This is a genomic window from Pseudomonas sp. MAG733B (genome assembly GCF_036884845.1).
In the GTDB taxonomy this organism is placed as follows: domain Bacteria; phylum Pseudomonadota; class Gammaproteobacteria; order Pseudomonadales; family Pseudomonadaceae; genus Aquipseudomonas.
Window position 1 is genome coordinate 6,282,969 of the sequence record NZ_CP145732.1, and the last position, 20,480, is coordinate 6,303,448.

18 protein-coding genes and 4 tRNA genes are annotated in these 20,480 nt (G+C 58.7%); 5 read left to right on the top strand and 17 right to left on the bottom strand.

Features of this window, described 5'->3' with window-relative positions:
- Window positions 1-43: 43 nt before the first annotated feature.
- The 8 genes from V6Z53_RS28795 to rluD form a co-directional block, all read right to left on the bottom strand.
- On the bottom strand, window positions 44-1,669 hold the full coding sequence (locus V6Z53_RS28795; RefSeq protein WP_338583117.1) for a methyl-accepting chemotaxis protein: 1,626 nt from the start codon (window positions 1,667-1,669) through the stop codon (window positions 44-46).
- A gap of 152 nt (window positions 1,670-1,821) precedes the next feature.
- A tRNA-Pro gene (locus V6Z53_RS28800) sits at window positions 1,822-1,898 on the bottom strand.
- A gap of 95 nt (window positions 1,899-1,993) precedes the next feature.
- Window positions 1,994-2,069 (bottom strand) — tRNA-Lys (locus V6Z53_RS28805).
- Between the two features lie 5 nt (window positions 2,070-2,074).
- Window positions 2,075-2,151: transfer RNA gene (locus V6Z53_RS28810), tRNA-Pro, on the bottom strand.
- 9 nt (window positions 2,152-2,160) lie between these two features.
- Window positions 2,161-2,236, bottom strand: a tRNA-Asn gene (locus V6Z53_RS28815).
- 300 nt (window positions 2,237-2,536) lie between these two features.
- Window positions 2,537-5,101 carry an ATP-dependent chaperone ClpB gene (gene clpB, locus V6Z53_RS28820; RefSeq protein WP_338583119.1) on the bottom strand — a complete coding sequence of 855 codons (2,565 nt, stop codon included), beginning with the start codon at window positions 5,099-5,101 and terminating at the stop codon, window positions 2,537-2,539.
- A 130-nt stretch (window positions 5,102-5,231) separates the two neighbouring features.
- A complete protein-coding gene (pgeF, locus tag V6Z53_RS28825) occupies window positions 5,232-5,957 on the bottom strand; it encodes a peptidoglycan editing factor PgeF (RefSeq protein ID WP_338583121.1) in 726 nt (241 codons plus the stop codon).
- Window positions 5,954-6,916 carry a 23S rRNA pseudouridine(1911/1915/1917) synthase RluD gene (rluD, locus tag V6Z53_RS28830; protein ID WP_047533394.1) on the bottom strand — a complete coding sequence of 321 codons (963 nt, stop codon included), beginning with the start codon at window positions 6,914-6,916 and terminating at the stop codon, window positions 5,954-5,956. The genes pgeF and rluD overlap by 4 nt, the downstream gene beginning before the upstream one ends.
- 151 nt (window positions 6,917-7,067) lie before the next feature.
- On the opposite strand from rluD, the gene V6Z53_RS28835 reads away from it, so the two are divergent.
- From V6Z53_RS28835 to V6Z53_RS28850, 4 genes are all read left to right on the top strand, one after another.
- Entirely contained in the window at window positions 7,068-8,090 is a 1,023-nt protein-coding gene (locus V6Z53_RS28835; protein WP_338583123.1) for an outer membrane protein assembly factor BamD, read from the top strand.
- A 137-nt stretch (window positions 8,091-8,227) separates the two neighbouring features.
- On the top strand, window positions 8,228-8,461 hold the full coding sequence (locus V6Z53_RS28840) for a PP0621 family protein (protein WP_338583125.1): 234 nt from the start codon (window positions 8,228-8,230) through the stop codon (window positions 8,459-8,461).
- Complete coding sequence (locus V6Z53_RS28845) at window positions 8,451-10,040, top strand: ATP-binding protein (RefSeq protein ID WP_338583127.1); 1,590 nt, start codon at window positions 8,451-8,453, stop codon at window positions 10,038-10,040. The genes V6Z53_RS28840 and V6Z53_RS28845 overlap by 11 nt, the downstream gene beginning before the upstream one ends.
- A 2-nt stretch (window positions 10,041-10,042) precedes the next feature.
- Window positions 10,043-11,374, top strand: a complete 1,332-nt coding sequence (locus V6Z53_RS28850) for a sigma-54 dependent transcriptional regulator (RefSeq protein WP_338583129.1) — start codon at window positions 10,043-10,045, stop codon at window positions 11,372-11,374.
- A 130-nt stretch (window positions 11,375-11,504) separates the two neighbouring features.
- On the opposite strand, the gene thiO is transcribed toward V6Z53_RS28850, so the two are convergent.
- From thiO to V6Z53_RS28885, 7 genes are read right to left on the bottom strand one after another with little or no spacing between them, the layout of a single operon-like run.
- A complete protein-coding gene (gene thiO / locus V6Z53_RS28855; protein WP_338583131.1) occupies window positions 11,505-12,605 on the bottom strand; it encodes a glycine oxidase ThiO in 1,101 nt (366 codons plus the stop codon).
- 57 nt (window positions 12,606-12,662) lie between these two features.
- The gene (locus V6Z53_RS28860; RefSeq protein WP_338583132.1) at window positions 12,663-13,064 is read right to left on the bottom strand and encodes a type IV pilin protein; all 402 of its coding nucleotides are present in this window, start codon (window positions 13,062-13,064) and stop codon (window positions 12,663-12,665) included.
- 14 nt (window positions 13,065-13,078) lie between these two features.
- On the bottom strand, window positions 13,079-16,174 hold the full coding sequence (locus tag V6Z53_RS28865) for a PilC/PilY family type IV pilus protein (protein ID WP_338583133.1): 3,096 nt from the start codon (window positions 16,172-16,174) through the stop codon (window positions 13,079-13,081).
- On the bottom strand, window positions 16,161-16,640 hold the full coding sequence (locus V6Z53_RS28870) for a PilX N-terminal domain-containing pilus assembly protein (protein WP_338583134.1): 480 nt from the start codon (window positions 16,638-16,640) through the stop codon (window positions 16,161-16,163). Before V6Z53_RS28870 ends, V6Z53_RS28865 begins: the two co-directional genes overlap by 14 nt.
- Window positions 16,641-16,651: 11 nt before the next feature.
- Window positions 16,652-17,365: a prepilin-type N-terminal cleavage/methylation domain-containing protein gene (locus tag V6Z53_RS28875; protein WP_338583135.1), complete on the bottom strand. Its 714-nt coding sequence runs from the start codon at window positions 17,363-17,365 to the stop codon at window positions 16,652-16,654.
- Window positions 17,362-17,811, bottom strand: a complete 450-nt coding sequence (gene pilV, locus V6Z53_RS28880; RefSeq protein WP_338583136.1) for a type IV pilus modification protein PilV — start codon at window positions 17,809-17,811, stop codon at window positions 17,362-17,364. The genes V6Z53_RS28875 and pilV overlap by 4 nt, the downstream gene beginning before the upstream one ends.
- On the bottom strand, window positions 17,808-18,281 hold the full coding sequence (locus V6Z53_RS28885) for a GspH/FimT family pseudopilin (RefSeq protein ID WP_338583137.1): 474 nt from the start codon (window positions 18,279-18,281) through the stop codon (window positions 17,808-17,810). The genes pilV and V6Z53_RS28885 overlap by 4 nt, the downstream gene beginning before the upstream one ends.
- Before the next feature lie 128 nt (window positions 18,282-18,409).
- Between V6Z53_RS28885 and V6Z53_RS28890 the strand changes: the two genes are divergently transcribed.
- Window positions 18,410-18,967: a GspH/FimT family pseudopilin gene (locus tag V6Z53_RS28890; protein ID WP_338583138.1), complete on the top strand. Its 558-nt coding sequence runs from the start codon at window positions 18,410-18,412 to the stop codon at window positions 18,965-18,967.
- Here V6Z53_RS28890 and ispH read toward each other — a convergent pair.
- Window positions 18,936-19,883, bottom strand: a complete 948-nt coding sequence (gene ispH, locus V6Z53_RS28895; RefSeq protein WP_095196614.1) for a 4-hydroxy-3-methylbut-2-enyl diphosphate reductase — start codon at window positions 19,881-19,883, stop codon at window positions 18,936-18,938. The two genes, V6Z53_RS28890 and ispH, sit on opposite strands and share 32 nt — an antisense overlap.
- 155 nt (window positions 19,884-20,038) lie before the next feature.
- A complete protein-coding gene (gene fkpB, locus V6Z53_RS28900) occupies window positions 20,039-20,476 on the bottom strand; it encodes an FKBP-type peptidyl-prolyl cis-trans isomerase (RefSeq protein WP_178081412.1) in 438 nt (145 codons plus the stop codon).
- Window positions 20,477-20,480 lie beyond the last annotated feature (4 nt).

Genomic DNA, 20,480 nt, shown 5'->3' on the forward strand with positions numbered 1-20,480 from the left:
CCATCGCTAGCAGGCTAGCTCCCACAATTTCTATCTGAAGAAATTACACCCGAAACCGCCGCACCATCCCCTGTAACGCATTCGCCAGTTGCGACAACTCATGGCTCGATGCACTGGTCTGATCGGCCCCAGTGGCGGACCGCACCGACAGGTCGCGAATATTCACCAGATTACGGTCCACCTCACGCGCCACTTGCGCCTGCTCTTCGGCCGCACTGGCGATCACCAGGTTTCGCTCGTGGATCTCATGCACGGAAGCCGTGATGGTTTGCAAGGCCTCGCCTGCGCGCTCGGCCAGGACCAGCGTGCTGGCAGCACGTGAAGCGCTGGTGTTCATCGCCTCGAGCGCCTGGCTCGACCCATCGCGCATGCCTTGGACCATTTGCTCGATTTCCTGAGTCGATTGCTGTGTGCGATGGGCCAAGGCACGCACTTCATCGGCCACCACTGCAAAACCTCGACCACTCTCCCCCGCCCGCGCCGCTTCAATGGCCGCGTTCAGTGCCAGCAGATTGGTTTGCTCGGCAATGGCGCGAATCACATCCAGCACCTTGCCGATATCCTGAGACTGATTGGCCAGGGACCGCACCAACTCCCCGGTACTTTGCACGTCATGGGCCAGCGAACTGATCGCGCTGGCCGTCTCGCTGACCCGTTCCTGCCCCAGATGCGCCGACTCACTGGACTGGCGCGTGGCATCGGAGGTAGACACGGCGTTGCGTGCGACCTCTTCCACAGCGGAGGTCATTTCATTGACCGCCGTGGCCGCCTGCTCAATTTCGTTGTTCTGTTGTTGCAGGCTCTGATTGCTGTCGAGGGTAACGGCGTTCAATTCATCGGCAGCCGTGGCCAGTTGCGTCGCGGAGCCGCTGATGCCTTGCAGGGTTTCCCGCAGATTCTGCTGCATGGTCGCCAATGCCTTGAGCAAACGGCTGACTTCGTCGTTGCCATGGGTTTCGATCGGGCGAGTCAGGTCGCCCTGCGCCACATGTTCCGCTGCACTCACGGCTTCACTCAGCGGACGCACGATGCTGCGGGTCAGCAACATGGCCAGGGCAACAGTCGCCAACGCCGCGAGGGCGATAAACAGGCTGACGATCGTGCGCGACGTTTCGTAGTGTTCTTTGGATTTCTCGCTCTCTGCCGCGACTTGTCGGCTAAACAGTTCCGCCAGGTCACTGAGTTGCTTGCCGGAGCCGTCGACCACGGTCTTCATATCCACCAGCAGCAGCTTGGTTAGCTCGTCGCGACGGCCTTGTTCGGCCAAGGTGAAGGATTGGGCAATACCGGCGCGATAGGCCGTGAAGGTGTTTTTGAATTGGTCGTACAACGCCTTGCCTTCAGCCGTGGTGACCAGCTTGTCGTAGGCCGCGATTTTGTCGCTCAGCTCCTTGTCCCGGGTATCCATCTGGCTGCGGTATTGCGCGATGTTCTTCGGGTCCGGGTCCAGCGCCATGCGCAAGGAAATGGTGCGAATGCGCAACATGATTTCGCGAATTTCATCACCGCCGCGAATGCTCGGCAGCCATTGTTTCTCCACCGCCACTTCACTCTCTCGAATGCTCGACATCTGCCCCAGCGCAAAAATCCCGAGCAGCGCCACGAGCACCGCGATCAAGGCAAAACCCAGTGCGGCACGGGGGGCAATATTCAACTGACGCAGAAACATAACGAGTGCCTTTGTTTTTGTTGGCTGAGTGGAGACGCTGTTGGCGCTCCGGTAGCTCGTTATCGGCAAGTTGTACGATGACTAAAGAGATGAATGCACTTTTTCGAAGGCAAAAAAAATCCCCGTATCTTTCGATACGAGGATTTTTAATATGGTCGGGGTAAGGGGATTCGAACTCCTGACATCCTGCTCCCAAAGCAGGCGCGCTACCGGACTGCGCTATACCCCGGTAAAAAAAAGGCACCTTTTAAAGGCGCCTTCTTCGATCAGTGCTTTTGGCCTCTGATCTTAAGATTCGATTCCAGCGCTAACTGGTTTCAAAAATGGTGGGTCGTGTGGGATTCGAACCTACGACCAATTGGTTAAAAGCCAACTGCTCTACCAACTGAGCTAACGACCCAAAAATGGTCGGGGTAAGGGGATTCGAACTCCTGACATCCTGCTCCCAAAGCAGGCGCGCTACCGGACTGCGCTATACCCCGGTTTGAAATTGGCTCCGTGACCAGGACTCGAACCTGGGACCCAATGATTAACAGTCATTTGCTCTACCGACTGAGCTATCACGGAACTACACATTTCAATTTACAACGGTGAAGCTTTACTGCGTTCTCTTCGACCCGTTCGCATCGCTGCGTTCGTGTGTCTGAGGCGCGCTATTCTACAATCTTAAGCACCTCTGTCAACCCCCTAAATTGCTTTCAAGTTAATGATTTGCAACTTATTTCAGATTTCCGCTTGGGGAGCAGAAACCCTACCGGGTGACTTACTGCGGGGCGCACTTTACAAGCCTTTTCCTTTAAGTTCAACAGCCTGGCGAAAAAAAGGCCTCGCAATGCGAGGCCTCCTTTTTTGTGCTGCCGTTTGGACTCAGTTGAAAACGATTTCGTCGTTTTCCACTGTACCCACAGCAGTGTCTCCCGGCATGAAGCGACCGGACAGAATCAGCTGTGCCAGCGGGTTTTCGATCCAGCGCTGGATCGCCCGTTTCAGTGGCCGCGCGCCGTACACCGGGTCGTAACCGACCGCGATCAGCTTATCCATGGCCTCTGGGCTCAACTCCAGCTTCAACTCGCGCTCAGTCAGACGACTGCGCAGACGACTCAACTGGATCTCGGTAATGCCAGCGATCTGATCCCGCGCCAACGGCTCGAAGATCACCACTTCGTCGACCCGGTTGATGAACTCCGGCCGGAAGTGGCTGGAAATCGCATCCATCACCGCTGCACGCTGCGCTTCACGATCACCGACCAGCTCCTGGATCTGCACCGAGCCCAGGTTGGAGGTCATGACAATCACGGTGTTCTTGAAATCTACCGTGCGGCCATGGCTGTCGGTCAGGCGACCGTCTTCGAGCACTTGCAGCAAGATGTTGAACACATCCGGGTGCGCCTTCTCGACTTCGTCCAGCAAGATCACCGAATAAGGCTTGCGACGCACCGCCTCGGTCAGGTAACCGCCCTCTTCATAGCCTACATAGCCTGGTGGCGCGCCAATCAAGCGAGCCACGGAATGCTTCTCCATGAACTCGGACATATCGATCCGCACCATCGCCTCTTCGGTATCAAAGAGGAATTCGGCCAGCGCCTTGCACAGCTCGGTTTTACCGACACCGGTCGGGCCGAGGAACATGAACGAACCACTCGGGCGATTCGGGTCGGACAACCCGGCACGGGAACGCCGCACCGCGTTGGAAACCGCGACCACCGCTTCGTCCTGACCGATCACACGCTGGTGCAACAGGCTTTCCATCTTCATCAACTTGTCGCGCTCGCCTTCGAGCATCTTCGACACCGGAATACCGGTCCACTTCGAGACGACTTCGGCGATCTCTTCTTCAGTCACCTTGCTGCGCAGCAACTGGTTTTCGGCTTTGCCGTGCTGATCGACCATCTGCAGGCTGCGCTCCAGGTCCGGGATCACCCCGTACTGCAATTCGGCCATGCGATTCAGGTCGCCTTTGCGGCGCGCGGTTTCCAGTTCCTGACGGGACTGTTCAATCTTTTGCTGAATCTGCGCAGAACCCTGAACCTCGGCCTTTTCCGAGTTCCAGATTTCTTCAAGATCCGAGTACTCACGCTCGAGACGAACGATTTCTTCCTGGAGTTTCTCCAGGCGTTTGATCGCCGCTTCGTCGCTTTCTTTCTTCAGTGCCTGGGACTCCACCTTCAACTGAATCAGGCGACGCTCCAGACGGTCCAGCACTTCCGGCTTGGAGTCGATCTCCATGCGGATGCGGCTGGCCGCTTCGTCGATCAGGTCGATGGCCTTGTCCGGCAACTGACGGTCAGTGATGTAACGATGGCTGAGCTTGGCCGCCGCGATGATCGCACCGTCGGTGATCGCCACCTTGTGGTGAACTTCGTAGCGCTCTTTCAGGCCACGCAGGATCGCGATGGTGTCTTCTTCGCTCGGCTCATCCACCAGCACTTTCTGGAAGCGACGCTCAAGCGCCGCATCCTTCTCTATATATTGGCGGTACTCGTTGAGCGTGGTCGCACCGACGCAATGCAGCTCACCGCGAGCCAGCGCAGGTTTGAGCATGTTGCCCGCATCCATCGAGCCTTCGCCTTTACCGGCGCCGACCATGGTGTGCAGTTCGTCAATGAACAGAATGATCTGCCCTTCCTGCTTCGACAGTTCGTTGAGCAGCGACTTGAGGCGCTCTTCGAACTCACCGCGATACTTGGCACCGGCAATCAACGCCCCCATGTCCAGGGACAGCAAGCGCTTGCCCTTGAGGCCGTCCGGCACTTCACCGTTGATGATGCGCTGGGCCAGGCCTTCGGCGATGGCGGTTTTACCGACGCCAGGCTCACCAATCAGCACCGGGTTGTTCTTGGTACGGCGTTGCAGGACCTGGATGGTCCGGCGAATTTCGTCGTCACGGCCGATCACCGGATCGAGCTTGCCGTCTTCGGCGCGCTTGGTCAGGTCGACGGTGTACTTATCCAGCGCCTGCCGCGCTTCCTCGTGATTCGGGTCGTTGACGGCCTCGCCACCACGCAGGTTGTTGATCGCGTTTTCCAGGGCTTTCTTGCTCACGCCCTGACCGAGCAACAGTTTGCCGAGCTTGCTGTTTTCGTCCATGGCGGCGAGTAGCACCAGTTCGCTGGAAATGAACTGGTCGCCCTTCTGCTGGGCCAGGCGATCAGCCTGATTGAGCAGACGTGCCAGATCCTGCGACATGTTGACGTCGCCGGTCGGGTTCTGGATTTTCGGCAGCTGGTCGAGCTCTTTGGTCAGCTCTTTACGCAAGCTGTTGACGTCGAAGCCCACCTGCATCAACAGGGGCTTGATCGAGCCGCCCTGCTGTTCGAGCAAGGCCTGCATCAAGTGCGCCGGCTCGATGGCCGGATGATCGAGACCGACGGCCAGGGATTGGGCATCGGACAATGCTAACTGCAATTTGCTGGTTAAACGGTCTATACGCATGGGTCACCTTCCTTTTGAGCAGGCCGGACCTATAAAACATCCTGAATGAAGAAACCTGCCAGATACCACAATAGATGTGGTCGATTCTGGGAGTTTCAAGCGTCGTGACGTTGATGCAGGTCAGGAAAGTCTAGCGTTCGAGCCAGATCAAGGAAGCAAATCGACCAGTGCGAGGGCTGCGTCGGTAAGAAAAGAAGCGCGGATCTGTCACGGTGCAGAAACCACCGCCATAGACTGCAGTCACACCGCGAGCCGCCAGACGCAGACGCGCCAGCTTATAGATGTCGGCCATGAACTTGCCGGCATTGACGCTCGGCACAAAGGCTTCAACCGCTTGCGGCAATTGCTGCACGAAGGTTTCGCGCACTTCCGGGCCAACTTCAAAGGCTTGCGGGCCAATGGCCGGACCGAGCCAGACCAGCACGTCGGCAGGTGGCACGGCCAGACTGTCGAGCGTGGCTTCCAGCACACCCGCCGCCAACCCGCGCCAACCGGCATGGGCCGCCGCAACGCGAGTGCCGGCACGGTCGCAAAACAATGCTGGCAGGCAATCGGCGGTCATTGCTGCGCAAGCGATGCCGGGAGTCGAAGTCCAACTGGCATCAGCGGTGACTACCTGACTTGGGTCTGCATGGGCCACGACAATGCCGTGGACCTGCTGTAGCCAGGCCGGTTGAATAGAGAAGTGATCGGTAAGACGACGGCGGTTCTCGGCGACAGCTTCAGGGCTGTCGTCGACATGGTCACCGAGGTTGAGGCTGTCGAACGGCGCCAGACTGACGCCGCCCGCACGGGTAGTCACACAGGCTTTGACCCCGGCCGGCGCGGGCCAGTCAGGAATCAGCCAGTCACTCATCCGATGAACGCCTCGCGGTCTTGCTTGAGCAGCGTCAGCAACCAGACGAAATCTTCTGGCAACGGCGATTCCCAGCTCATGCGTTGACCGGTGGTCGGGTGATCCAGCTCCAGGAAACGCGCATGCAGCGCCTGACGCGGGAAGTTTTTCAGCGACTCGACCATGGTCGGGTTGGCTGCCGGTGGAATCCGGAAACGACCGCCATAGGCAGGATCTCCGACCAACGGGAAGTTGATGTGCGCCATGTGCACGCGAATCTGGTGCGTACGACCGGTTTCCAGCTTCACCCGCACGTGGGTGTGGGAGCGGAAACGCTCGAGCACGCGGTAATGGCTGACGGCTTGCTTGCCACCTTCCATCACGGCCATGCGCTGGCGCTGCTGGCCGTGACGACCGATCGGCGCGTTGATCTTGCCGCCGGCGGTTACCACACCAATCACGATGCATTCATAGATGCGGCTGACACTGCGGCTCTGCAACTGTGTAACCAGCTGCGTCTGCGCCTGAATGGTCTTGGCCACCACCATCAGACCGGTGGTGTCCTTGTCCAGACGGTGCACGATACCGGCGCGGGGCACATTGACGATGTCCGGCACGTGGTGCAGCAAGGCGTTGAGCAAGGTGCCGTCGGCGTGACCGGCAGCCGGGTGAACCACCAGGCCCGCAGGCTTGTTGATCACCAGGATGTCGTCATCTTCGTAGACGATGTCCAGGGCAATGTCTTGAGCGACCCATTCGCCCTGAGCTTCCTGCTCGGCAGTGAGTTCAAGAATGGCGCCACCGTGAACGATGTCTCGCGGGCGGATAACCGCCCCATCCACAGTCAGGCGGCCGTCTTTGATCCAGGCGGAAAGGCGCGAGCGCGAGTGCTCAGCGAATAATTGTGCGGCGACTTGATCGAGGCGTTGGCCGCCCAATTCGGACGGCACCTCTGCGCGAAGTTCAATTTTATCGGACATGCTCAGACTAGGCGTCGGCACAGCCTTTGGTTTCGGCTGCGCGCTTGTGGTTAAATACGGCGTCTTTTGCCCCGAGGCTATTCAACGGGGCGCTCATCATAACAGGACGGCCACGCCCAAGACAGCGGCCGTCATAGGGACGCAAGCCGCCATGCAAGTGAAACACCTGCTGCTGATCGCCATCCTCGCATTGACCGCTGCTTGCTCATCGAAGGAAGTCGTAGACGAAAACCTGAGTGAAGTCGAGTTGTACCAACAGGCCCAGGCCGATCTGGACAACAACAGCTACACCAGCGCCACCGCCAAGCTGAAGGCTCTGGAGTCGCGTTATCCGTTCGGTCGTTATGCTGACCAGGCTCAACTCGAACTGATCTACGCCAACTACAAAAACGCCGAACCGGAAGCTGCCAAAGCCGCTGCCGAGCGTTTCATTCGTCTGCACCCACAGCACCCGAACGTCGATTACGCCTACTACCTCAAGGGCCTGACTTCGTTCGACCAGGACGTTGGCCTGCTGTCGCGCTTCCTGCCGCTGGACATGACCAAGCGTGACCCGGGCGCCGCGCGTGACTCCTATAACGAGTTCGCCCAGCTGACCAGCCGCTTCCCGAACAGCCGTTACTCGCCTGACGCCAAGCAGCGCATGATCTACCTGCGCAACCTGCTGGCAGCCTACGAGATCCACGTTGCCGACTATTACCTGACCCGTCAGGCCTATGTCGCTGCCGCGAACCGTGGCCGCTACGTGGTGGAAAACTTCCAGGAAACCCCTTCGGTCGGCGACGGCCTGGCGGTGATGACCGAGGCTTACCAGCGTCTGCACCTGGACGAACTGGCCGCCACCAGCCTCGAAACCCTGAAGCTCAACTACCCGAACCACCCAAGCCTGGTTGACGGTCAGTTCGTGCCGTCGGTTGCCGAAGCCGACAACCGTTCGTGGCTGAGCAAGGCCACCCTGGGCCTGATCGAATCCCGTCCGCCGCTGCCGCCGGGAGAAACCCGCGCCAACCAGGACGTGCAGAAGCAATTCCAGGACGCGAAAGACGCAATTCCGAGCGATCTCAAGCCTAAAGACGAAAACGGCGATGTGATCGAAGAAGAAGATCACGAAGCGGAAGGCAACAACGATGACCGTTCGTGGTTCAGCTACATGACTTTCGGCGTGTTCGACTGACACGACCGGCAGTACGCAAAGGGAGACTCTTGAGTCTCCCTTTTTTGTTGCCGTTTTTTTGTGTTGAGCAATTGCACTGTGCGCCTGTCATCTCCCCGGCTAAACTGCCGGTTCATCAGCCAATAAAGCAGCTCATCATGCTTCGTTTATTATTCTGGATCGCCGTGATTGCCGCCGCCGTGTGGTTCTGGCGCAAGTACAAAAGCGCGGCTGCCGTACCCAAGTCACCTGCCGAACTGGAAGCGGCACCGATGGTTCGCTGCGCCCATTGCGGCGTGCACCTGCCCCGCGATCGCGCGCTGAACCTTCAAAAACAGTGGTATTGCAGCCAGGCTCATCTGGAGCAAGGCCCCGGTTCCAGTGATCGCTGAGGCGTCCAGTCACAGCGACAAACAGGCCCAGCGACTGCTGCGCCTTTATCATCTCTACCGTTTAAGCGTCGGCATCATCCTGGTGCTGCTGATCTCCAGCAACATGGACAACCGGTTGCTGACCTCGGCCAATGACGACCTGCTGCGCTCTGGCAGCTGGTTGTACCTGGTGCTGAACATTTTGCTGGTGGTGTTCTTCGAGAACACCCGCCATCCTGCGCAACTGTTCAGCCTGGCGCTGCTCGACGTACTGCTGCTGTGCGGCCTGTTCTTCGCTGGCGGCGGCGTGGCCAGCGCCATTGGCAACTTGCTGATCGTTTCGGTGGCCATCAGCAATACGTTGCTGCGAAGGCGTATCGGCCTGTTGATTGCCGCCGTCGGGGCGATCGGCATTGTCGGTTCGAGCTTCCTGTTGAGCGTCAGCCATCGCGCCAATCCCAATGACTATTTACAGGTCGGCACCCTCGGCGCCCTGTGTTTTGCCGCAGCCCTGCTGGTGCAAGGCCTGGTCCGACGGCTGGAAGTCAGCGAAACGCTGGTGGAGCAGAAGGCCAGTGAAGTCGTCGGCCTGGAAACGCTCAATGCGCTGATCCTGCAACGCATGCGCACCGGCATCCTGGTGCTCGACGAGCAGCGGCGCGTGCAATTGGCCAACCACAGTGCCCTGACGCTGCTCAGCTGTGACCGCCTCGAAGGCCAACTGATCGACGACCACCTCCCGGCACTTGTCGATCGCCTGAACCTGTGGCTCAGCAACCCGACCCTGCGCCCGCAAAGCCTGAAAATCGCCAGCAGCGGCGTTGAGCTACAGCCCAGTTTCATAGCATTGGACCCAAGCCCGCAGCATCAGACGCTGATCTTTCTCGAAGATCTCGCCCACATCGCGCAACAGGCCCAACAACTGAAACTCGCCGCCCTCGGGCGCCTGACCGCCGGCATCGCCCATGAAATTCGCAATCCACTGGGCGCCATCAGTCATGCCGCACAGCTATTGCGCGAATCTGAGGAACTCAACAGCGCGGATCAACGTCTGACCCAGGTCATTCAAGATCACTCCCAGCGCATGAATCGAGTCATCGAAAACGTCCTGCAACTGTCCCGCCGCCAGCAAACCGTGCCGCAACGGTTGGACCTGAAGCCGTGGCTGCAACAGTTCGTCACTGAAACCCGCGAGGGCGCGACCGAGCGCCAGCAGATTCATCTGCACATCGCTGCGGGAGACTTCAAGACCTTGATGGACCCGAACCAGTTGAACCAGATTCTCGACAACCTGATTCGCAACGGCTGGCGCCACAGCGCCCAGAACCACGACCAGGCACAGGTATGGCTTGAGTTGTTCATCGACTCCGACAGCCAGTTGCCAATCCTTGAAATCCTCGACGACGGCCCCGGTGTGGCCGCGGACCATCAGGCGCAGCTGTTCGAGCCTTTCTTCACCACCAGCCACCAAGGCACTGGCCTGGGGCTGTATCTGTCCCGTGAGCTGTGCGAAAGCAACCAGGCCCGCCTAGACTTCAAACCACGCCAAGGCGGCGGCTGCTTTCGCATCACTTTTGCTCACGGACGGAAACAAAGTTGAACATGGGCCCACGGCAAAAAGTCCTGATCGTCGACGACGAACCGGACATCCGCGAACTCCTGGAAATCACCCTGGGACGGATGAAACTCGATACATACAGTGCGCGCAACGCCGGCGAGGCCCTGGCCCTGCTCAAGCGCGAAACGTTCGACCTGTGCCTGACCGACATGCGCCTGCCGGATGGCACCGGCCTTGAGCTGGTGCAACACATCCAGCAACGTTACCCGCAAGTTCCGGTGGCGATGATCACCGCCTATGGCAATGTCGACACGGCGATCAACGCCCTCAAGGCCGGCGCCTTCGACTTCCTGAGCAAACCGGTGGACCTCGCCCGCCTGCGGGAACTGGTCACCAGCGCCCTGCTCCTGCCCGTCCCCGGCGGCGGCCTTGATCGGCGCTTGCTCGGCGACTCATTGCCCATGCGCAATTTGCGCAAGCAGATCGACAAACTGGCGCGCAGCCAGGCGCCGGTGTACATCAGCGGCGAATCCGGTAGCGGCAAGGAACTGGTCGCGCGCCTGATCCACGATCGGGGGCCTCGCGCCAATCAACCCTTTGTTCCAGTCAACTGCGGAGCGATCCCGTCGGAACTGATGGAAAGCGAGTTTTTCGGCCATCGCAAAGGCAGCTTCAGCGGCGCCATCGAAGACAAACCCGGGCTGTTCCAGGCCGCCCATGGCGGCACGCTGTTCCTCGACGAAGTGGCTGACTTGCCGTTGCCGATGCAGGTCAAATTGCTACGGGCCATTCAGGAGAAAGCCGTACGCAGCGTCGGCGGGCAACAGGAAGAGGTGGTCGACGTACGTATTCTTTGCGCGACTCACAAAGACCTCGGCGCCGAAGTCGCTGCCGAACGTTTTCGTCAGGACTTGTACTATCGCTTGAACGTGATCGAGCTGCGGGTTCCGCCGCTACGCGAACGTCGAGACGATATCGAACCGTTGGCCGGCCATGTGCTCAAGCGCCTGGCTGCCGACACCGGCCAGCCGGAAGCAAAGCTTCACCCGCAAGCACTCGATGCGCTGAAAAGTTACCGCTTCCCCGGAAACGTCCGGGAACTGGAGAACATGCTCGAACGCGCACACACGCTTTGCGAAAACAAACAGATTGAAGCGGGCGACCTGCGACTGGCCGAAGGCAACTGTCATCCGGAAGGAGGCGTGCCGGATCTGACGCAGATCGACAATCTGGAAGCGTACCTGGAAAACGTCGAACGCCAGCTTCTTCTTCAAGCCCTGGAAGAAACCCGCTGGAACCGCACGGCGGCGGCTCAGCGGTTGAATCTTTCATTCAGGTCGATGCGGTATCGGCTGAAGAAATTCGGGTTGGATTGAGGGCCTCATCGCTAGCAGGCTAGCTCCCACATTGGTTTCGAGGTGTTCACAAATGTTGTGCTCACCTGGGTTCCCTGTGGGAGCTAGCCTGCTAGCGGTAGCGATCTGACAGGCAGCTAATTTCTATCGGTCAGATGCGCCCCGTCGGCGCATACGGTGTCGGATCAATGATCGGCGTCCTGCCCAACATCACATCGGCAAACAACTGACACGACGCCGGTGCCAGCACCAAGCCATTGCGGAAATGCCCGCAGTTCAGCCACAACCCGTCAAACCCCGGCACTTGGCCAATGTACGGAATGCCTTCCGGCGAGCCCGGCCGCAAACCGGCCCAATGCCCGACCACTTCGGCGTCGGCCAGTGCCGGAATCAACTCGACCGCCGAGGCCTTGAGGCTTTCAAGAGCCGACTCGGTAGTGGTTTTGTCGTAACCCTCATACTCCAGCGTACTGCCAATCAGAATGTGCCCGTCGCGCCGGGGAATCGCATAACGCCCCTTCGCCAGCACCATGCTCGGCAAAAAATCGGCCGCACACTTGTAGAGAATCATCTGCCCTTTCACCGGTTCGACCGGTAATTCCAGGCCCAGGCTTTTGAGCAGATCACCGCTCCAGGCACCAGCGGTCAGCACCACTTGATCGCCATGGATTGCACCTGTGGAGGTCTGCACACCGACAACTTTTTCGCCTTCGCGAACAAATCCACTGACTTCGCACTGCTCATGAATCGTCACGTTCGGCAGCGCCTGCAATGCAGCCTTGAGCGACTTCACCAAGCGCGGATTGCGCACATTGGCTACATCAGCCATGTAGATCGCTCGGGAAAAACCACCGCCCAGCACCGGCACCGCGTCGTGAGCCGCCGAGATATCCACAGCCCGCAATGGCCGGCTCTCACGTGCAGCCCATGCCAATGCTTCGGCCTCGTCGTCCAGATCCAGCCAGTACAGGCCGGTGGTGTGCACCTCGGGGTCGACCCCTGTGGCGGCAAACAAACGCTCGCCCAGTTGTGGATAAAAATCCTGGGACCAATGGGCCAGTGCGGTGACTGCCGGGTTGTAGCGCCACGGGTAGAGCGGCGAGACGATGCCACCCCCCGCCCAGGACGACTCCTGACCGAGGTTCGAACGGTCCAGCAGCACGACGCTGTGCACTTCGGACGCGAGATTGAAAGCCGTCAGCAGACCGATTACTCCACCGCCGACAATCACCACTTGCTGTTGCCTGGTCATATTCTGATCCAACCGATAAATAGACAGAGGACGCAAAAGGCGCCCGAAAAAGAAAACTCAGCGACCCCAGCAATCCTTGGTAGTCAGACCGGGCGTGGCGTTGACCATGCTGCGCACGCCGGTATTGGTAATCGTGAAATCACCGCACTTGTCCATCGCCATGGATGTACCGGCCTTGCGCACCGCCGTCAGCAAAAAAGTCTGGTCGGTCAGTGTCGACGTGATGGTGTAGTAGTCATTGCCGGCACTCAGGCCGGCAGCACCGGTGTAGACATTCTTTTGCGAATAGAAACGCTCGAGAATCTGTGCCTGCTCGGAGAGCAGACCGGCCACTTCGGTACGACGCCCCTTCTTCAGGTATTCGGTGAAGCTCGGCGCAGCGATGGTCATGACAATCCCGATGATAGCAATCACGATCATGATTTCGATCAGGGTAAAACCGCGGTTGGATCTGTGCATGCCTCAACTCTCACTTACTGTATTTGTCGCCACATGATGCGACGGCTGCCGCCGCCGGATTTTTCCACCAGCGTGGTGATGCCGCCACTGGAATCGTTCACGACCTTGCGGGTCGCGCCATTGACGACGCCATTCAACGTCGGGATGCCGCCGGTAAAAATCACGCCGCTGGACACCGTGTCGGTGCTGTCGACCATGCCGTCGCCATTGGTGTCGAGCACCGCGTAGTTGAGCATCTTACCGCTGAACGCATCGAGTTCGACCAGTTTGCCTGTGCCAAAACTTGCGCAAGGGTCCGTGGTGTCGACGCTGGCCGTGGTGAAGATGATCCGCCCGAGCACCAGATTGGCCTGATTGATCACCCGCTCGCCCGTCAGCGCGTTGTTGTAAACCAACGGCAAGTACCAACCCTTTTCCGCCGGATAGGTCACCTCGTTCTGGCTGGTGGTGATGAACTGGCCGGAGCTCCCCGAGAACACACCCGTCACAGCCTGAGCCTGCAAACTCGACGTGGTGATTTGCCCGGAACCGCCGTCCGCGTCCCACACCGCATAGAACGCCTGCAAATCCTTGTTGGTCTTGTCCGCCGTTTCGTTGAATTTCCCGGTGCCAAAAAATACCACTTTGCCGCCCAGGGAATTGTCCGCAAGCAAGGGCTGCGCGGTGATCGGCTGGGTCGCGCCTCCCGCAGCGGTAAACAACGGCTTGCCGGAAAACGCCACGCCCCAGCTATCCGAGGTAGTGCCGCTTAGATCAAATTTCCACAGCCGCCCCTTCAAGTCACCGCCATACGCGGCCTGCACCACGTTCTGCGAGTTGACCTTGAGCTTTACCGAAGACAAACCGTTAGTGGTCTCAGTGCTGTCGACGACGATTTTCTTGATCAGCGAGCCATCGCGAATATCCACCACATACAACGCCGCCACGCCGGAGTTGCTGCCGTAGCCATTGGAAATGAACGCGGCCCATCGACCATCGGCCAAGCGTGCCACTTCCGGACGCGCATAGGCATAACCCAGATCATTGAAAGCGTTTGCCGTGCTGGCAGTGGCAGGTGCACTGATTTCCCACAACGCCTTGGTCACGTTACCGGCCGAAGCGTCGAACAGCTGCAACGCATAGAAGGTTCGCCCGCCCGCCCCGGTTCCGCCGAGCGCGAGGGTTTTCCAGGCACTGTTGAGTTGGGCATCGAACACGCCGACCTGTCCGTCCACCAAAAACTTGTGGCTGACGCCGTTGATGTACGTGGTATCGGCGATATAGCGCAAAGATGGCAACACGCTGGACGGCATATAGGCATAGCGCCGGGTGCCGTTTGCCGAGTTGATGACGTTTACAAAACCGTCGTTGGCGTTGACCACCAGGCTGGCGCTCATGTTGGCCGACTTGGTTGCCAGATAGGTGCTGTAGGTGGTGTCGCCGGAAAGATCAGAGGCGGTTTTATCCGTAGGTGAAGCCAAAGCCAACGGAGAGTTGATGATGTCCCCCAGCAGCACACTGCGCACTTTCAGACCGGTTTTGTTGGTGCCCTTGCTCCACTCCACCAGATCGCTGCCGGTGATGCCTGTAGGCAGTCCTTGATTGAGAATGGTTTGCTGGGCTGTGGAAAAGTTGGCGTAGGCCAAGGTCACTGCCGTGTTGGTTTGGTTGTTCCAGGACTGATAGGTCGGTGCAGTGGCTGCGGGCACTATGGCCGTGTCAGTGGTCCACAGCACTGCACTGGTATTAACCGCGCCGCTCGGGGAGAAACCATAGGACTTGATCGTGCCCCGCCAGTCCTTGGGGTCGTAACTGGTCTGGAAGTAACTGGTGCCGCTGGCGAGAATCGTTCCGCTTGTGGTGCCGCTGCCGCCGGAACCTGCCTTGGACGTGATTTCACTCAGAGCCGAAGACAACGCGGCGTTCAACCCGGCGCTGTCGGTGGCCTGGTAGTACTTGCCCTGACCGTAACTCGCGGCGTCCGACAGCATCTGGTTCGCCGCGGTAAAACCCACGGTGTAGGTGTTCATGTTCTGCTTCGGAAAATCGGCGGCATCCCAGCTTTTGCCCGCAAGGTCGGTGCCGGTCGAGCGCATATCGATGTCGAAGGCGAATTTGGCGATGTCATCCAGATAAAGTGCATCGCCTTCTTCGTCCCCTTTTTCCGGAGCATTTCCATCGTTGTTAACACTGTCCCAATTGGGTAGTCGAGGACCTCCTTTGGTGGAGGCCTGGGGATCATCGCTTGGGAAAGTCCGGTCGAACGTGGGTAAACCGTCAGTGACCACTACCCCGTAGTTTTTCTGGCAGCGATACTGGATCGGGCTGGTGTAAGTGGTAGGTGCAGTGTTGTAGAACGGCGCCATGCCACGCATGTAACGGGTCACTTCGTAATATGTCTTCGCCAATGGAGTACTAGCGACAGCGCTCAAGCCATTGATCGAGTTGATCAATGCGTTGTAGTTGGCATCTACCGACAAATCACCGATCGCCCTGGCAATGTAACCACCACTGCCAAGGTTGTTACTGGTGGGCAGATTGAAGGTCGCAAGACCGATGCGCAGCGTGCGATTACTGAAGACCAGACTTCTGGAAACATCCCGAGCCACATCCATCCGGTAGTCGTCAGGTATGGCATTGGCGCCCGAGGTGAAGTCCCGATTCGAACCATTAGCAAGCGCCAAGAGATAAGCAAGGTAGTTAGCGGAGTATCGCGTGTTTTCATTGCCCACCGGGTCGGGCAGTTTCAGGCAAATCGGTGTCAGTCCAAGAAAGCCGCGATAAAAACCGTACCAATTACCGTTGGTCGAACACCCGCCCCGGTTCAGGCTCGACAAAGAAATATTGGCGTCACTCATGTTCAGATTCTCGCCGCCGACACATGAAAAATTGGAACTGCACACCGCAATCTGCGCCCGGTTGACCGTCGGATCGAAACCCGGCGCCCAGATGATGTTATTCATGCTCCCCGAATTGTCGATCATCAACATCACGTTCGGTGCGACTGCGGCGGCACTCAACAACGGCGAGTCCGAAGGCGTAAAGGCGTAGGCCGGCGCCCCCAGATACAGCCCCAAAACAGCACCACAAAACATCTTCCAGAGGCGCGCGCGCGTTTCAGTACTTCGCATAAACACTCTCCACCACACTGCGCGAGTTACCCGCGATGCCCACTGCGGTCACCCGGTACAACGTGGCCGACGTATTGCTTGGAACGTTCACCGCCGTCAGTGTGGTGCCAATATTTTGCACACCATAAAAACCGCTGCCGGAAGCGATCCAGGTCACTCCAGAAGTGGAATTGAACCCGGCGACCTTGACCGTCGACGACTCGGCCGGCGGCGCACACTGGCTGGTGCCGTTGCACACCGCCAATGAATAGCTGTCGAGTTGCACCGCACTTTCACCGACGCGCAACGCCGCTTCGGCGCCCTGGAACGACTGATTGCGCAAGCTCACACTGCCGGCCATTTTTTCCTGCAGGGTGGCGTTCTGCATCGATGAAAGGCCAATCAGCGTCAGCAGCAACAGGAACACCAGGCTGACCAGCAGCGCCATGCCACGCTGGCCATGACCAGTGACGGGAGAAAATTTCATCGGCCCTCCCCTCATGGCAGGCGGTTGCGCAAAGCGGCAACCACATTGAAGGTTTGATTGCTCACCCGATTGTTCGGATCGGTGAGAGTTAGGCTCAAACGCACGCTGCGGATGCGTGCCGGATCAGAGGGATTACTGCTATAACTGGAGGCGGCCGAATCGGCGGCGGAGCTGGCAAGGCCGAAGCTGACATTGAAGGCACTGACGTTATCCACCAGTACTTGCTGGGCCGGCGTGCCTCTGCCGATACCCATCGTCAACTGGCCGTTCTTCAGGCTGTAGATCAAGCGCCGGATCGGAAACGCCAGTTGGCCTGACGCAGGCGTACGTGAGTCGGAGTAAGCCGTCGCACTGTTTCGACAGTCTGAAATCACTGTCCACGTCGGCGTGCCGCCGCTGCTTCCCACATCCGCAGTCACCAGCGTCAGCTTGAGATTTGCGTTATCCCAACTGATCGGCGTGACTTGAGCTGCATTGAAATCACCCGCCGTACTGGCATCAGTGATCGTCCCCAAACAACCGAACATACCGACCATGCGGATTTCCTGAATCATTTTGCTCAGCACGAATCGCGCGTCTTCCTGCATGACCGCCGCGGCGTTCTGGCTGACGTAGGTATTTTTCGCGGCAATGAAAACCTGCACCACGCCCAGCACCACGATCAGACTCAAGGCCAGGGCGATCAGCAGCTCGATCAGGCCGAACCCTCTATGCAAGCGGTTCATGGCGTCGATACCGGGTCGACGGTCGCGCGACTGGTGAGGACGAAGCTGCGACGGGAATTGGCGCTGTTGGCGGCCCGGGAGTCATCCCATGTGATGGTGATGGTGTAAACCCGTTGATTGAGCGCGATGCTGCCGGTGGCGGTGGGTCCACCGAAATTGATGATATTGCTGGTGAAGTCGTAGAGGTCCTGGTCCCGGGCGATGCTCAGATTGCCCGAGGTCGGCGGCGTCACGGTGTAGTCGGCGGCTGAATTGGCACGAATGCGGTCCATCATGTCGTAGGCGATAAAACTGGCCTGGCTGGTCATGCGCGCACTGTCGGTGTACTTCAGCGCATTGAGTTGGAACGCCGCCGCACCCAACAGCCCTACGCTCAGAATCAACAACGCCACCAACACTTCGATCAACGTCATGCCATCCTGTGCATGCTTGCTCCATGACCTCATCCGCAACTTCCACCCAATTGAATTCGTCCGTTCAAACACACATTCAGCGTCCTGCTTTGCGTGCCCAGCACATAGTTGATTGCCACCGCTGTGGACGGTGACGACAGCCCGCCCAGATTATTGAAATCGATGGCGGTCACTCCTGAGGTTAGCGTCAGAGTCGCACCGCTGCTCATCGCTGGAACAACCCGCAATACATTGGCCGGAGTGCCAGTACTGTCATAGACCGTCAACTCCCCGGTCCAGACGCTGCCGCCCGCCGTGGGTCGAAGCCGGGTCGTCACGCCACGATCGATAGCCTCAAGACGGGCGAAATTCAAACCACGTTGCAGGTCGCCGATTTCGGTATCGGCCCTTGTCGTTTGCGCCGAACGGGTAAACGCCGGAACAGCCAGAGTGATCAGCACCAGAAAGATCCCGAGCGCGATCAGCAACTCGACCAGCGTGAAACCTTTTGAACGATGTTCCATCGGTGCCCTCCGTTGCCGTCGGCTATACCTGCTTACACGCTAGAACATTCGACCGCCAAGACCCGGTTGAATTGCCATTACCCGTGCATGGATCGCACGGCCCGCATCACTCCAGGGAGGGAAATGACATGGATCAGCGAGGCTTCAGCCTGATCGAACTGCTTATGGGACTGACGATTGTCGGGATTGTTCTGCATTTGGTCAGTCCGGCATTTGCAGCGGTCACTGAATCGAACCATCGCGAGCAGGCGGCACAGTCGCTTTACAGCGGCATCCGCACGGCCAGGAGTGAGGCCATAGCACGCCATCAGAATGTGATGATCCACGCCATCAATGGCGACTGGGGCCAGGGTTGGCGGATCATTCTGGATATCAGCGGCAAGGGGCAGCACGACGCCAGCAACCCGCTGCTGGTCGAACGCCAGAGCGGCACTCGGGTGCCGATTGTCGGCAATCGACCCGTGAGCAAATTCGTGCGCTTCAGCGATCTGGGTGAACCACAGTTCGCCAGGGGCGAGTTTCAGGCAGGGACATTACACATTTGCGCGACTCACGAACCGGTGAGCCAGTACCAAGTGGTGCTGGCCCCGACCGGTCGCGTCAGCCTGCGTAGCGCAAAGGCTGAGCAGGCATTGTGCGCAGAAGGGAAAAAACTTAAAGCAGGGAACGCACGCGCAGTTCTTTAGGCATGGAGAAGGTGATGTTCTCCTCGCGACCGGCCAATTCATCGGCACCGGTAGCGCCCCAGGCCTGCAACTGCTGGATCACCCCCCGCACCAGAACTTCCGGTGCAGAAGCGCCAGCGGTAATGCCGATGCGCTCGACACCGTCGAACCAGCTCTTTTGCAGATCTTCGGCACCGTCGATCAGGTACGCCGGAGTCGCCATGCGCTCGGCGAGTTCCCGCAGGCGATTGGAGTTGGAGCTGTTCGGGCTGCCGACCACCAGCACCACATCGCATTCATCAGCCAGTTGCTTGACGGCATCCTGACGGTTTTGCGTAGCGTAGCAGATGTCGTCCTTGCGTGGACCGCCGATGGCCGGGAAACGCGTACGCAGGGCGTCGATGACGCGACTGGTATCGTCCATGGACAACGTGGTCTGGGTCACGAACGCCAGTTTTTCGGGGTTGTTCACTTGCAGTTCGGCGACGTCTTTCTCGTCTTCGACGAGGTAGATCGCACCGCCATTGCTGGCATCGTACTGGCCCATGGTGCCTTCGACTTCCGGGTGCCCGGCGTGGCCGATGAGGATGCATTCACGACCGTCGCGGCTGTAGCGTGCGACTTCGATGTGCACCTTGGTCACCAGCGGGCAAGTGGCATCGAACACTTTCAGGCCACGGCCGGCGGCTTCGGTGCGCACAGCCTGGGAAACACCGTGGGCGCTGAAGATCACGATCACGTCGTCCGGTACCTGATCCAGTTCCTCGACGAAGATCGCGCCACGATTGCGCAGGTCTTCGACGACGAATTTGTTGTGCACCACTTCATGGCGCACATAGATCGGCGGCCCGAAGACTTCCAGGGCGCGGTTGACGATTTCGATCGCCCGGTCCACACCGGCGCAGAAGCCACGGGGGTTGGCGAGTTTGATTTGCATGCTGTGCCTCGTGTCTTGCGCCAGAAATTAGATCGTTACAACCCTGTAGGAGCAAAGCTTGCTCGCGATAGCGGGGGGTCAGTCAACATTGATGTCGACTGAGATTACGCCATCGCGAGCAAGCTATGCTCCTACAGTTGACTGTGTACAGTCAGTTACAGCGCTTTGACGGAAATGATTTCCACGTCAAAGGTCAGTGTCTTGCCTGCCAGCGGATGGTTGAAGTCGATGGTCACTTGCGCGTCATCGAACTCTTTCACCACACCCGGCAATTCAGTATTGGCCGCATCGTTGAAGATCACCAGCAAACCCGGCGACAGGTCCATGTCCTGGAACTGCGAACGCGGGATGATCTGCACGTTTTGCGGGTTTGGCTGGCCGAAAGCGTTTTCCGGCTCGATGTTCAGTGTGCGCTTGTCACCGGCCTTGAAACCGAACAGCGCCGCTTCGAAACCTGGCAACAGGTTGCCGTCACCGACCTTGAAGGTCGCCGGGGCTTTGTCGAAAGTGCTGTCCACTGTGTCGCCGTTCTCCAGGCGCAATGCGAAATGCAAGGTGACTTCCGTGTTCTGGCCGATGCGTTGCTCAGCCAATACC